Genomic DNA, 15,838 nt, shown 5'->3' with positions numbered 1-15,838 from the left:
CGCATCGCCATGACCATCTTGATCAGGCCGGCCGCGCCGGCCGCGGCCTGGGTGTGGCCGATGTTCGACTTCACCGACCCCAGCCACAACGGCTCCACCCGGTCCTGACCGTAGGTCGCCAGGAGTGCCTGAGCCTCGATGGGATCGCCGAGCGTGGTGCCGGTGCCGTGGGCCTCCACCGCGTCCACGTCCGCCGTCGACAGTCCCGCGTTCGCCAGCGCCTGACGGATCACCCGCTCCTGCGACGGACCGTTCGGCGCCCCGAGGCCGTTGGAGGTGCCGTCCTGGTTCACCGCCGAACCCCGTACCACCGCCAGCACCCGGTGACCGTTGCGACGGGCGTCCGACAACCGCTCCAGCAGCACCAACCCCGCGCCCTCACCCCAGGCCGTACCGTCCGCCGCCTCGGCAAACGCCTTCACCCGGCCGTCGGGAGCCAGGCCGCGCTGGCGGGAGAACTCCGTGAATCCCAGCGGGGTCGCCATCACGGTCACCCCGCCGGCCAGGGCCAGCGAACACTCCCCCGAGCGCAGCGCCTGCGCTGCCAGGTGGATCGCCACCAGTGAGGACGAGCAGGCGGTGTCCAGCGAGACCGCCGCGCCCTCCAGCCCCAGCAGGTAGGCGATCCGGCCGGAGGTCACGCTGGTCGCGGCGCCCGTACCGAGATAGCCCTCGGCGTCCGCGGGTGCCTGGCCGCCGTAGCCGGAGGACCAGATACCGGTGAACACACCCGTCTGGCTGCCCCGCAACGAGGTCGGATCGATCCCCGCATCCTCCAACGTCTCCCACGCGGTCTCCAGCAACACCCGCTGCTGCGGATCCATGGCCAACGCTTCGCGGGGCGAGATCCCGAAGAAGTCGGCATCGAACCCCGCCGCGTCCGCGAGAAAACCACCCGACCGCGTATACGACGTCCCCGGATGATCCGCATCCGGATGGAACAACCCCGCAACGTCCCACCCCCGATCACCCGGGAACGCCCCGATCGCATCCACCCCACCCGACACCAAACCCCACAACTCCTCCGGCGAACCCACCCCACCCGGCAACCGGCACCCCATGCCCACGATCACCACCGGATCACCCGACACCGGATTCCCGACCGGCACCACCGACGCCACCGACGCCGCACCACCACCGAGGATCCCGCTCAGCAGGTGCTCGGCGAGTTGCCGCGGCGTGGGGTGGTCGAAGGTGACGGTGGCGGGCAGGCGCAGGCCGGTGGCGCTGTTGAGGCGGTTGCGCAGTTCGACGGAGGTCAGGGAGTCGAAGCCGAGGTCCTTGAACGGCTGCCGGTCCCATCCGGCCCCCGGTTCGCGGTGACCGAGCACCGCGGCGGTGTTGGCGGTGACCAGGTCGAGTGCGGCTCGCAGCCGTTCGGCCTCCGGCAGTGACCGCAGGCGGTCGGCGATCGCGCCGTGCCGCGCCGGGCGCCGGACCGCCTTGCGGGAGAGGAGGTCCTTGAGGGCCGCCGGGGCCGCCGGGGCGCCCGCCAGCACGGACAGGTCGAGGCGTACCGGCACCAGCGCGGCCCGGTCCGTGGCCAGCGCCGCGTCGAACAGCGACAGGGCGTGGTCGGTGGCCAGCGGCACGACCCCGGCTCGCGTCAGCCGGTCCTGGTCGGCACCGGTCAGGTGCCCGGTCATGCCGCTGGCCTCGGCCCAGTAGCCCCAGGCCAGCGAGGTCGCCGGCAGTCCGAGGGCGCGCCGGTGCACGGCGAGGGCGTCGAGGAAGGTGTTGGCGGCGGCGTAGTTGGCCTGCCCGGGGCTGCCGAGTGTCCCGGCGGCCGAGGAGAAGAGGACGAACGCCGTCAGGTCCCGCCCGCGGGTGAGTTCGTGCAGGTGCCAGGCCGCCCGTGCCTTGGGCTCCCAGACCGCGGCGAGGCGCTCGGGGGTCAGGGACTCGACCACGGCGTCGTCGAGCACCCCGGCCGCGTGCACGACCGCGGTCAGCGGATGCGCAGCCGGAATCGCGTCCAGTACCGCCGCCAGCGCCTCCCGGTCGGCCACGTCGCATGCGGCCACGGTCACCTCCGCGCCCAGCCCGGCCAGCTCCTCGCACAGCGCCGTCCCGCCACCACTGCGACTGACCAGCACCACATGCCGCACACCACGCTCGACCACCAGATGCCGGGCCACATGGCCACCCAGCGTCCCCGTACCACCGGTGATCAGCACCGTACCGGCCACATCGAAATCCACCGGAACAGTCAGAACGATCTTCCCGATGTGAGCCGCCCGACTCATGAACCGGAACACGTCGACCGCGTCCCGGACCTCGCGTACGTCCAACGGCAGCGGTGCGAACCCGCCGTCCGTGAAGGCCCGTACGACGGCGTCCAGGATCTCGCCGAGCCGTTCCGGCCCCGCGTCGGCGATGTCGAACGCCCGGTAGACGATGTCGGGATGGTCGGCCGCGTCGCGGATGTCGGTCTTGCCCATCTCCACGAACCGCCCGCCGGGCGCGAGCAGCCGCAGGGAGGCGTCGACGAACTCGCCGGACAGCGAGTCCAGAACCACGTCCATGGGCGGGAACTTCTGCTCGAACTCCAGGGTGCGCGACGAGGCGATGTGGTCCTCGTCCAGCCCCAGGTCGCGCAGGGTGTCCCACTTGGCGGGGCTCGCGGTGGCGAACACCTCCGCACCGAGCCGCCGGGCCAGTTGGATCGCCGCCATGCCGACGCCGCCGGTGCCGGCGTGGATCAGGACCCGGTCACCGGCGTTCAGCCCGCCCAGGTCGCGCAGGCCGTACCAGGCGGTCAGGAACGCCACGGGCACTGACGCGGCCCTGGCGAACGACCAGTCGTCGGGCATCCGGACCAGCAGCCGCTGGTCGGCCACGGTGACCGGGCCGAAGGCGCCGGGGACCAGGCCCATGACGCGGTCGCCGGGCCGGAACCGGGTGTCCGGGCCGGTCTCGGCGACGACGCCCGCGCCTTCGCCGCCCATCAGGGCCTCGCCGGGGTAGACGCCGAGGGCGATCAGCACGTCCCGGAAGTTGAGTCCGGCCGCCCGCATGGCGATCCGGACCTGCCCGGGCCCCAGCGGCTCCATGAGCTCCGGGCGGGGCACCAGCGCCAGGTCGTCGATGCTGCCGGTGCCCGTGTCCTCCAGCCGCCAGGTCCCGTCCGGCGGGGTGAGGCCCGCGCCGACGCGGACCAGGCGGGGGACGCGCAGCGCCCCCTGGCGTACCGCCAGTTCCGGTTCGTCCGTGCCGGCGATCAGCGCGGGGTCCCAGGTCGGGTCGGCGTCGACCAGGACGAACCGGTCGGGGTGCTCGGCCCGCGCACCGCGGACCAGGCCCCAGACCATCGAGTGGTGGAGGCCGACCACGTCACCGGGCGCGGCGGCGACGGCGTTGCGGGTGACGACCGCCAGCCGCGTCCGCTCGCCCGCCAAGTGGTCCCGGATCACGGCGAGTACGCTCTGCGCGCTCTCGTACGCCGCCTCGACGGTGTCCGCCTCGGGCTCCGGCCCGGGCACCTCGTAGACGACCAGGTCCGCGGGGTCGCCGCCCGTCGACACCGATTCGAAGGGGATCCAGTCGAGCGTGTACAGGCTGTCCGGGACGGCGGCGGCGTCCCGGACGGTCAGCGACGTGATGACCGCGACCGGGGTGCCGTCCGGATCGGCCACGGCCACGGTGTACGTGTCCGGCCCGGTGGCGGACAGGCGTACGCGCAACGGGCCGCGGCCCGCGGCCCGTATCGCCACTCCGGTGAACGCGAACGGCAGGCCGGTGCGGTCGGTGAGGAACGCCATCGGGTGCAGTGCGGCGTCGAGCAGCGCGGGGTGCAGGGCGAACGGTTCCTCGGCGGGAAGCTCCACCTCGGCGTAGACGGTGTCGCCGACCCGCCGGGCCGCCGTGACGCCCTGGAACGCCGGCCCGTACTCGTAGCCGAGCACGGACAGCGAGTCGTAGAGCCCGTCGACGTCGAGGGGCTCACCGCCCGACGGCCAGTCCCAGGCGCTCAGCACCGGCTCCTCGCCCAGGGTCCCGGTGGCGTGCCGCACCCACTCGTCGCCGTCGTGCGAGTACACCGTGAGCGGGTTGCGGCCGTCGTCCTCGGGGCCCACGACGAGCTGGAGGTGCACCGGGGTGTCGTCGAGGACGAGCGGCGTTTCGAGCACCAGCTCCTCGACGGCGTGGCCGAGCCGGCCGGCCGCGTAGGCCGCCATTTCCGCGAACGCGGTGCCGGGCAGGAGGACGGAGCCCCGCACGGCGTGGTCGGCCAGCCACGGGTGGGTGGTGAGCGAGATCCGTCCGCTGAGCACCGCGCCGTCGGGCAGTTCCACGAATGTGCTGAGCAGGGGGTGGTCGCCCGACGCCGTCGGGACGGGCCGCAGCCAGTACGGCTGGCGCTGGAAGGCGTAGGTCGGCAGGCTGACGGGCTCGGTGTCGTCCGGGAACCGCCAGTCGACCGGGACACCGTGGACGTGCAGCCGGCCGAGGGCGGCGAGGAAGTCGTCCTGGTCGCGCCGGAGCGTGCCGGTGACGAGGGGGTCGGAGCCGTGGTGGTGACCGGTCTCCTCGACGGCGGAGACCAGGACCGGGTGCGGGCTGACCTCGACGAAGACGGTGTGGCCGTGGTCGAGCAGCGCACGGGTGGTCTGGTCGAACAGCACGGGTTCGCGGAGGTTGCGGTACCAGTAGTCGGCGTCGAGGGCGGAGGTGTCGACGGGTTCCGCGGTGACCGTCGAGTAGAACGGGATCGCCGCCGGGCGCGGTGTGACGCCGGCCAGGTCGGTCAGCAGCTGCTCGCGGATCGCCTCGACCTGGACGGAGTGGGCGGCGTAGTTCACGGGCAGGCGGCGGGCGCGGATGCCGTCGGCCTCACAGGCCGCCAGCAGTTCGTCCAGCGCGTCCAGATCACCCGACACCACCACGCTGTCCGCCGAGTTGACCACCGCCACGGTCAGCCGGCCCTCCCAGCGGGCCACGAAGTCGGCGGCCTGCGCATGCCCGAGAGCGACCGACACCATCCCACCCCGGTCCGCCAGGGCGACCAGGGCCTTGCTGCGCAGGGCGACCACCTTCGCGGCGTCGCCCAACGACAACGCGCCGGCCACGTACGCCGCCGCGATCTCCCCCTGCGAATGCCCGACCACGGCATCAGGTACCACACCATGCGCACGCCAGAGTTCGGCCAGCGCCACCATAACCGCGAACAGAGCCGGCTGCACGATGTCCACGCGCTCCAGCGGGGCGCCGCCGACCAACACCTCCACCAACGACCAATCCGTGTACGGCGCCAACGCCGCCTCACACGCATCGATCACCTCCCGGAACACCGGCTCCGAGCCGTACAACTCCCCACCCATCCCCACCCACTGCGCACCCTGCCCCGGAAACACGAACACCGACCGACCCACCGGGCGGACCGTCCCGGTGACCAAGCCCGGCACCGACCGGCCCTCCGCCAGCGCCTCCAACGCCTCCACACCGCTCAACACCGCACGGTGCTCGAAACGCGACCGCCCCGCCAACGCCCGACCCACCGCACCCGCGCCGACCCCCGGATGCCCGGCCAGGAACGCCCCCAGCCGACGTGCCTGATCCCGCAACGCCACATCCGACTTCCCCGACAACACCCACGGCATCACCCCGCCCGCGGGCCGCGTCGAAACCCCGACCGGCTCCTCAACAGCCGCCTCGATCACCACGTGCGCGTTGGTGCCGCTGATGCCGAACGCCGACACGCCGGCCCGGCGGGGACGCCCCGTCTCCGGCCACGGCCGGGCCTCGGTGAGCAGTGAGACACGGCCCGCCGACCAGTCGACGTGGGAGGACGGCGCGTCCACGTGCAGGGTCCGCGGCAGTTCACCGTGCCGCATCGCCATGACCATCTTGATCACACCCGCCACACCGGCCGCCGCCTGGGTGTGGCCGATGTTCGACTTCACCGACCCCAGCCACAACGGCTCGTCCCGCCCCTGACCGTACGTCGCCAGCAGCGCCTGAGCCTCGATGGGATCGCCGAGGGTGGTGCCGGTGCCGTGGGCCTCCATCGCGTCCACGTCCGCCGGCGACAGTCCGGCATTCGCCAACGCCTGCCGGATCACGCGTTCCTGGGACGGACCGTTCGGCGCCGCCAGCCCGTTCGACGCGCCGTCCTGGTTCACCGCCGAGCCCCGGACGACCGCCAGCACCCGGTGACCGTTACGGCGGGCGTCGGACAGGCGTTCCAGCAGCAGGAGGCCGGCGCCCTCACCCCAGGCCGTACCATCGGCCGCCTCGGCGAACGCCTTCACCCGGCCGTCAACGGCAAGCCCCCGCTGCCGCGAGAACTCGACGAACCCCGCCGGCGTCGCCATCACCGTCACACCACCGGCCAACGCGAGCGAACACTCCCCCGCCCGCAACGCCTGCGCCGCGAGGTGGATCGCCACCAGCGACGACGAGCACGCCGTGTCCACCGACACCGCCGGACCCTCCAGCCCCAGCAGATACGACACCCGCCCGGACGTGGCGCTGGTGGCTGTTCCGGTGGCAAGGAAACCTTCGAGGTCCGGCGGCGGCTGGTTGCCGTAGCCGGAGGACCACAGGCCGGTGAACACGGCCGTGCGGCTGCCGCCGAGCGTGGTCGGGTCGATGCCGGCGTACTCGAAGGTCTCCCAGGCGGTTTCCAGCAGCACCCGCTGCTGCGGGTCCATCGCCAGTGCCTCGCGCGGCGAGATGCCGAAGAACCCGGCGTCGAAGCCGGCGCCGTCGGCGAGGAAGCCGCCCGATCGGCTGTAGGTCGTGCCCGGCCGGTCCGGGTCGGGGTCGTAGACGACGTCCCAGCCACGGTCCGGCGGGAACTCGGTGATCGCGTCGACACCGTCCGAGACAAGCCGCCACAGGCCGTCCGGGGACTCCACAGCGCCCGGGTAGCGGCAGCCCATGCCGATGATCGCGATCGGCTCGCGCGCGGCCTCCTCCATGTCGGCGAGGCGCTTGCCGAGCACTCCCAGGTCGGCCGTGGCGCGCTTGAGATAGGTGCGGAGCTTCTCTTCGTCGGACATCGCTACTCCTCAGCGTTTCGGGACTCGCCCGAGCGGATGACCTCGGTCCTGCGGTGCGCATCGTCCAGAAGGCTGAACAGTTCGTCGTCGCTGGCCTCGTCGACACCGGCCGCGGAGCCGGTGCGTTTGGCGGTCCAGGCCGCGAGAAGTGCTTCGAGGCGGGCCGCGACGGTCTCGTAGTCGGCGTCGGCGGCTGCCGCGTCCAGGGTGGACTTGAGCTGGTCGAGTTCGGCGAGCAGGGGGTCCGGTCCGGTGCCGTGCAGCCGGGTGTGCACGAAGGCGGCGAGGCGGGCCGGTGTCGGATGGTCGAAGACGAGCGTGGCGGGCAGGCGCAGGCCGGTGTCCGCGTCGAGCTGGTTGCGCAGTTCCACGGCGGTGAGCGAGTCGAACCCGATGTCGGTGAACGCCTGGTCGGGGTTGACCGCCTCCGGTGACGAGTGCCCCAGGACGAGGGCGACCTGGCCCCTGACGAGGTGCAGCACGTCGGCCTGCGTCCACACGCGGTCGGCGGCCTGCCTGCGCCGGGGCCGTACCAGCTCCCGCAGCAGGGCGGGCGGGTCACCGGCGCGGCGCAGCGCCGGCAGGTCGAACCTGACGGGGACGAGGGTGGGGGCGCCCGCGGTCAGCGCGGCGTCGAACAGGGCCAGCGCGTCCGTCGTCGGCAGCGGCCGTACGCCGGCCCTGGCCAGGCGCTGCCGGTCGGTGGCGGTCAGGGCTCCGGTCATGCCGCTGGCCTGCGCCCAGTAGCCCCAGGCGAGCGACACGGCCGGCTGTCCCTGGGCGTGCCGGTGTGCGGCCAGGCCGTCGAGGTAGGCGTTCGCCGCCGCGTAGTTCGCCTGGCCCGCGCCGCCCAGCACACCGGCCGCCGACGAGAACAGTACGAACGCCTCCAGGTCCGAGGTCAGTTCGTGGAGGTGCCGCGCCGCGAGGGCCTTCGGTTCCCACACGCGCGCGAACTGCTGCGGGGTGAGGGATTCCACGACGGTGTCGGCCAGCGTGCCCGCGGCGTGGATCACCGAGGTGACCGGGTGTTCGGCGAGCAGCCGCGCCACCGCCTCGCGGTCGGACACGTCGCACGCCACGATGTCGGCGGTCGCGCCCAGCGCGGCCAGGTCGGCGGTCAGCGCGGCCGCGCCGGGGGCGTCCGGGCCGCTCCGGCTGACCAGCAGCAGGTGCCGCACGCCGTGCCGTTCGGCGAGGTGCCGGGCGACGGCCTGGCCGAGGGTGCCGGTGCCGCCGGTGACGAGCACCGTGCCCTCGGGGCTGAGCGGCGAGGGCAGCGGTTCGGTCCGCGCCCGTTCGAGGCGGGGGACGTGGACGGCGCCGGCGCGGATCGCGAGCTGGGGTTCGTCGCCGGCCAGCCGGACCTCGTCGCCGTCGTCGCCGTCGACCAGCACGAACCGGCCGGGGTGCTCGGTGGCGGCCGACCGGACCAGGCCCCAGACGGCGGCGGCCTGCGGGTCGACGTCCTCGCCCGGCCGAACCGGTACGGCGTTGCGCGTGGCGACCACCATGCGCGGGGTGTCCGTGCTGAGGAAGTCCTGGATCACCCGCAGGGTCTCGACGGGCGATGTGGCGTGGTGGACCGGGATGTCCGGTCCGGTGGTCGCCGCTTCCAGGACCGGCCACGCCACCTGGTACGGCACGTCCTGCGTGGTGGCCCCGGCCGGCCGGCGCAGGGTCAACGAGGCGATCTCGGCGACGGGCGCGCCCGACTGGTCGGCGAGAGCGATCGTGCAGGTGTCCTGGCCGGTCACGGTCAGCCGGACCCTGGCGTGCTCGGCGCCGCGCCACCAGGAGATCCCGGCGAAGGAGAACGGCATCTTCGCCCGGTCGTCGGCGACGGTCACGATCTGGATCGCGGCGTCGAGCAGGGCGGGGTGCAGGGCGAACCGGGTGTCGCCGGGGGGTGCGGCCACCTCCGCGTAGAGGGTGTCGCCGTCGCGCCAGGCCGCTCGCAGACCTTGGAAGGCCGTGCCGTAGGCGAATCCGGCGTCGGCCAGGTTGTCGTAGAAGGCGTCGAGGTCGACGGCTTCGGCGTGCGGCGGCCACTGCCGTGCCCAGGGGTCCCGTGGTGCGGAGGGCACGGCGCCCAGGGTCCCGGTGGCGTGCCGTACCCACTCGCCGTCTGCGCGCGAGTGGATCGAGACGCTGCGCCGGCCCGCCCGGTCGGGGCCGACGGTCACGGACACCTGCACGCCGTCCGCGACCACCAGCGGTGTCTCCAGCGTCAGGTCCTCGACCGCCGGGCACTCGACGTGTTCGCCGGCCCGGAGCGCCAGGTCCACGAACGCCGCGGCGGGCAGCAGGGGCGAGCCCGAGATGACGTGTTCGGTGAGCCACGGCTGCGCGGCGGTGGCGAGCTGTCCCGTCAGCACCACGCCGTTGTCGTCGGGGAGTTCCATGGCGTCCCGCAGCAGCGGGTGGTCGATCTGGCCGTCTCCGATCGGTGCCGGGACGGTGGGCTGGAGCCAGTAGTGCTGGTGCTGGAAGGCATACGAAGGCACCCGCCCGTCCGACGTCCCCACCGCCGTGACCGCGGGCGGCATCCAGCGCACCGCGCCGTCCGCCCACAACCGTCCCAGCCCCGCGAACAGCCGTTCCGGAGAATCACCACCCCGCCGCATCAACCCGTTCGCCACCAGCGACGGATGCGGACCCACCTCCACGAACCCCGTGACGCCCTGGCCCGTCAGCCACTCGACGGCGTCGGCGAACCGCACCGGCTCCCGCGCCTGCCGCACCCAGTACCCAGGCTCCCCCATGTCCACCGGACGCCCCGCCACCGTGGAGACCACCGCAATCACCGGCTCACCGAACGACAGACCCTCAGCGACCTTCCCGAGTTCCTCCAGCACCGGATCCATCCGCGCCGAATGGAACGCGTGACTCACCTCCAGCCGCCTCACCCGGCGCCCACGACCCCGCCACACCTCGGCGACCGCCGCCACCGCCGCCTCGTCGCCCGACACCACCACCGCGTCCAGCGCGTTGACCGCCGCCACCTCGGCACCCGAAACCAACGACCCCACCACCTCCTGAACCGACGCCTGGAGCGACACCATCGCCCCACCACCGGCCAACCCCTGCATCAACCGGCCACGCGTGCTCACCAAGGCACAGGCGTCCTCCAGCCCCAGCACCCCCGCCACATGGGCCGCCGCCACCTCACCGACCGAATGCCCCACCACGAAGTCCGGCCGAACCCCCAACCACTCCACCAACCGGAACAGCGCCACCTGCAACGCGAACACCCCGGCCTGCGTGAACTCCGTCTCCCCCAGCACCCCCTCCCCGTCCTCGAACAGCACCCCCACCGGCAACCCCAGCAACCCGCAGACCTCGTCCAACACCCGCGCGAACACCGGGAACTCGCGGTACAAACCCCGCCCCATCCCCACCCACTGACCACCCTGACCGGAGAACACGAACGCCGACCTGCCCGGGGAGGCAGTGCCCGTGACGATTCCGGGTTTTCCGCCGATCAGCGCGTCTAGGCCGGCCGGGTCCGTCAGCACGGCACGGTGCGGAAAGCGAGCCCGCGCGGCCAGGTCCGCGGCCACCTCGGCCGGTGTGACCTCGGGGTGCTCGGCGAGGAACCCGCGCAGCCTGCGGGCCTGGTCGTGCAGGGCCGCGTCCGACTTGGCTGACAGCAGCCACGGCACCGGCACGACGGGCGCGGGCGCGGGCGTGGAAGCGGCAGGGGACTCGGGCGACGTCTCCTCGGCCGGACCATCAGCCGGATCCGGGGCCGGTGCCTCCAGGATCACGTGCGCGTTGGTGCCGCTGATGCCGAACGCCGACACACCGGCACGACGGGGACGCCCCGTCTCCGGCCACGGCCGGCCCTCGGCGAGCAACGAGACACGACCCACCGACCAGTCCACATGGGAGCTCGGCGCGTCCACGTGCAGGGTCCGCGGCAACTGCCCGTACCGCATCGCCATCACCATCTTGATCACACCAGCCACACCCGCCGCCGCCTGCGTGTGCCCGATGTTCGACTTCACCGACCCCAGCCACAACGGCTCCACCCGGCCACGGCCGTACGTCGCCAACAGCGCCTGCGCCTCGATGGGGTCACCGAGCGTCGTCCCGGTGCCGTGCGCCTCCACCGCATCCACCTCGGACGGCTCCAACCCGGCATTGGCGAGGGCCTGACGGATCACCCGCTCCTGGGAGGGGCCGTTGGGCGCGGTCAGACCGTTGGACGCCCCGTCCTGATTCACCGCCGAACCCCGCACCACCGCCAGCACCCGGTGCCCGTTACGGCGAGCGTCCGACAGGCGCTCCAGCAGCACCAACCCCGCACCCTCACCCCACGCCGTACCATCCGCAGCCTCGGCGAACGCCTTCACCCGCCCATCGGCCGCAAGCCCCCGCTGCCGGGAGAACTCGACGAACCCCGCCGGCGTCGCCATCACCGTCACACCACCGGCCAGAGCCAGCGAACACTCCCCCGACCGCAGCGCCTGCGCCGCCAGGTGGATCGCCACCAGCGACGACGAACACGCCGTGTCCACCGACACCGCCGGACCCTCCAGCCCCAGCAGATACGACACCCGCCCCGAGGTCACACTCGTCGCAGTACCCGTCGAGAGGTAGCCCTCCAGGTCGGGCGGCTGTGCCCCGGCGCCGTAGCCCGAGGACCAGATGCCGGTGAAGACACCCGTCTGGCTGCCCCGCAACGACGTCGGATCGATCCCCGCATCCTCGAACGTCTCCCACACCGTCTCCAGCAACACCCGCTGCTGCGGATCCATCGCCAACGCCTCACGCGGCGAGATCCCGAAGAACGCCGCATCGAAGTCGCCGGCGGCGTCGAGGAAGCCGCCCCATCGCGTGTACGACGTCCCCGGACCACCGGCCGGATCGTAGAGACGACCCACATCCCACCCGCGATCCGACGGGAACTCCCCCACCGCATCCACCCCACCCGCGACCAGACCCCACAACTGCTGCGCCGACCCCACCCCACCCGGATACCGGGCCCCCAACCCCACCACCACCACCGGATCACCCGACACCGGAACCCCGACCGGCACGGGTGAGGCAGCGGCCTGGCGCCGGGTGCCGACCAGGAGGTCCCGCAGGTGGCCGGCCAGCGCGTCGGGGGTCGGGTAGTCGAAGGTCAGCGTCGCGGGCAGCCGTACCCCGGCGACCGCGGACAGGCGGTTGCGCAGTTCCACTGCGGTGAGCGAATCGAAGCCCAGGTCCTTGAAGGCCCGCTCTGCGCTGACGGCCGCGGTGTCGGTGTGGCCGAGGACCGCGGCCGTCTGGCCGGTGACCAGTTCCAGGACGCGGCTGTGCTGCTCGGTCTCGGGCAGGGCCGCGAGTTCCCTGCCCAGGACCGGCCGGTCCGTGCGCCGGGCGGGCCTGGTGCGGGTGAGGCGGCTGAGCAGGGGGCGGGTGGACGCCGCCGACAGGTCGAGGTGCGCGGGGACCAGCGCGGGATCGGCGGCGCCCAGGGCCAGGTCGAACAGTGCCAGCGCCTGGTCCGTGGGCATCGGCAGCACGCCGGCGCGGGCCAGGCGCTTGCGGTCGGTGTCGGTGAGGTGTTCGGTCAGCCCGCTGGCCTCGGCCCATTGTCCCCAGGCCAGCGACAAGCCCGGCAGACCCAGGGCACGCCGGTGCACGGCGAGGGCGTCCAGGAAGGCGTTGGCGGCGGCGTAGTTCGCCTGGCCCGGGCCGCCCAGCACACCGGCGGCGGACGAGAAGAGCACGAATGCGCTCAGGCCGAGGTCCTTCGTCAGCTCGTGCAGGTGCCAGGCGGCGTCGGCCTTGGGCCGCAGCACCTGGTCGATCCGGCCGGGCGTGAGGGATTCGACGACGCCGTCGTCGAGCACGCCGGCCGCGTGCACGACCGCGGTCAGCGGATGCGCGGCGGGGATCGAGTCCAGTACGGCCGCCAGCGCGTCCCGGTCGGCCACGTCGCAGGCCACCACGTCGGCGTCGAAGTCCACCTCCGCCGCGGTCCTGCCGAGCAGGAGCAGGTGCCGGATGCCGTGCCGCTCGCGCAGGTGCCGGGCGACGAGGCGGCCCAGTGTTCCGGTGCCTCCGGTGATCAGCACGGTGCCGTTCGGGTCGAGCGGGCCGGGTGCCGGGGCCACCTCGGCCCGTACCAGGCGGGCGGCGTGGGCGGCGCCGTCGCGGACGACAAGCTCCGGTTCGTCCCCCGCGACGAGGACGCGGTCGTCGGTGTCGACGAGCACGAACCGGTCGGGGTGTTCCGCCTGGGCCGCGCGGACCAGGCCCCAGACGACGCTGGACGGCAGGTCGACCGGGTCCGGCCCGACCGCCCCACGGGTCACGACGGCCAGCCGGCCGTCCCCGTCGCGCAGGAAGTCCTGGAGCACGCCCAGCGTCTCGGCGGCGACGGTGTGCGCGGCCGCCACGGGGTCTCCCGCCGGGGGCGTGACGTGGTGGACGGCCGGGGGTTCGCCGGTGCTCTCGACGGGCACCCAGTCGAGGCGGAAGAGCTGGTTGGTCCCGGCGACCGACATGCCCGGCGGCCGGTGGCGCACGGTCAGCGCGTCGATCGCCGCCAGCGGCCCGGATTCGTCGGCGAGCGCGACCCGGAAGGTGTCGGGGCCGGTGGGTGTGAGGCGGACCCGGGCCGTGGAGCCGGCCTTCCGCATCGACACCCCGGCGAAGGAGAACGGCAGGCGGCCGGCCGCCAGCAGGGTCAGCGGCTGGAGTGCGGCGTCGAGCAGCGCGGGGTGGAGACCGAAGCGGTCGCGGGTGTCGGCGGGCAGCGCCACCTCGGCGTAGAGCTCGTCGCCCTGCCGCCGGATCTCGCGTACGCCCGCGAACACCGGCCCGTACTCGTAGCCCTGGGCGGCGAGGGTGTCGTAGAAGTCGGTCAGGTCGACGAGCTCACCGGCCGGCTGCCAGGGCTCGCCGGTGTCGTACGGGTGGGGGTGGTCGGCGGTCGCCAGCGTGCCGGTGGCGTGCTGCACCCAGGTGCCGTCCGTCCGGGAGTGCACGGTGACGGGGCGTCGGCCCGTCCCGTCCGGTGCGCCGACGAGGACCTGGACCGGCACGGACCCGTCGTCCGGCAGGATCATGGGGGCTTCCAGCACCAGTTCGTCCAGGACGTCGCAGCCGGCCTGCCGTCCGGCGTGCATGGCGAGTTCGACGAACACGGTGCCGGGCAGCAGCACGGAGCCCAGGACGACGTGGTCGGCCAGCCATGGCCGGGTCGCCGTCGAGAGCCGCCCCGTGAGCAGGACGCTCTGGTCCCCGGCCAGTTCGACGACGGCCCCGAGCAGCGGGTGCCCGGCCGAGTCCAGTCCCGCCGCCGACACGTCGCCCTTCGCGGCGACGGGGTTCAGCCAGTACGGCCGGTGCTGGAAGGCGTACGTCGGCAGCGGGACATGGTGGGGGTCGCCGGGGAGGACCGGCGTCCAGTCGACGGCCACGCCCTGCGTGTGCAGGCGCGCCAGAGCGAGGTGGAATTCCTGCCTGCCGCTGCCGCGGCGCAGCGTGCCGGTCACCACGCCGTCCATCACCGGCATCAGTACGGGGTGCGGGCTGACCTCCACGAACACGCCGTGCCGGTCCTGCCTGAGGGCCTCGACGGCGAGGTCGAAGCGTACGGGTTCGCGGAGGTTGCGGTACCAGTAGTCGGCGTCGAGGGCGGCGGTGTCGACGGGTTCCGCGGTGACCGTGGAGTAGAAGGGGACGTCCGCGGTCCTCGGTGTGACGCCGGCGAGGTCGGCGAGCAGCTGCTCGCGGATCGCCTCGACCTGGACGGAGTGGGCGGCGTAGTTGACGGGCAGGCGGCGGGCACGGACACCGTCGGCCTCACAGGCCGCCAGCAGTTCACCCAGCGCGTCCAGATCACCCGACACCACGACCGAACCGGGGGCATTGACCACCGCCACCGTCAGCCGGCCCTCCCAACGGGCCACGAACTCGGCGGCCTGCTCATGCCCGAGACCGACCGACACCATCCCACCCCGGTCCTCCAGCGCGACCAAGGCCTTGCTCCGCAGCGCGACCACCTTCGCGGCGTCCTCCAGGGACAACGCCCCCGCCACGTACGCCGCCGCGATCTCCCCCTGCGAATGCCCGACCACGGCATCAGGCACCACACCATGCGCACGCCACAACTCCGCCAGCGCCACCATCACCGCGAACAGAGCCGGCTGCACCACATCCACCCGCTCCAACGGGGCACCGCCGACCAACACCTCCACCAACGACCAATCCGTGTACGGCGCCAACGCCGCCTCACACGCATCGATCACCTCCCGGAACACCGGCTCCGAGCCGTACAACTCCCCACCCATACCGACCCACTGCGCACCCTGCCCCGGGAACACGAACACCGACCGACCGGGCGAACCGGCCACACCCGTGACGACGCGGGGGTCTCCGTCGGCGAGGGCGGCCAGTTCCGCCATGAGGTCGGCCCGGGTGCTGCCCACCAGGGCCGCCCGGTGGGCGAGCATGGTGCGGGTGGTGGCGAGGGCCCGGCCGATCGCGGCCGACCGGAGTCCGGGGCGGGCGGTGATGTGGTCCGCGAGCCGTCGGGCCTGGGCGCGGAGGGCGTCGTCCGTCTTGCCGGACAGCAGCCACACCGTGGGCTCCGCGGAATCGTCCGCGGCGGGTTGTTCGGGGGTTTCTTCCGGGAACTGTTCGATGACGACGTGGGCGTTGGTGCCGCTGGCCCCGAAGGCCGAGATGCCCGCGCGGCGGGGACGCCCCGTCTCCGGCCACGGCCGGGCCTCGGTCAGCAGCCGGATGTTTCCGGACTCCCAGTCGACGTGCGAGGTCGGCGCGTCGACGTGCAGCGTCGGCGGCAACTGCCCGTGCCGCATCGCCATGAC

The 15,838-nt window shown here is 73.3% G+C and carries 2 protein-coding genes; both read right to left on the bottom strand.

Annotation, left to right across the window (positions count from 1 at the left end; translation table 11 throughout):
* On the bottom strand, positions 1-7,004 hold a 7,004-nt coding region (locus ACFTWP_RS40430; RefSeq protein ID WP_380270193.1), incomplete at its 3' end, for an SDR family NAD(P)-dependent oxidoreductase.
* Positions 7,005-7,006: 2 nt separating this feature from the next.
* Positions 7,007-15,838, bottom strand: an 8,832-nt coding sequence (locus ACFTWP_RS40425; protein ID WP_380270192.1) for an SDR family NAD(P)-dependent oxidoreductase, incomplete at its 5' end; no start/stop codon positions are given.

Source organism: Kitasatospora sp. NPDC057015 (genome assembly GCF_042673745.1).
In the GTDB taxonomy this organism is placed as follows: Bacteria; Actinomycetota; Actinomycetes; order Streptomycetales; family Streptomycetaceae; genus Kitasatospora.
The sequence above is the reverse complement of the archived record's forward strand: the minus strand, read 5'-3'. Positions and strand labels throughout refer to the sequence as shown.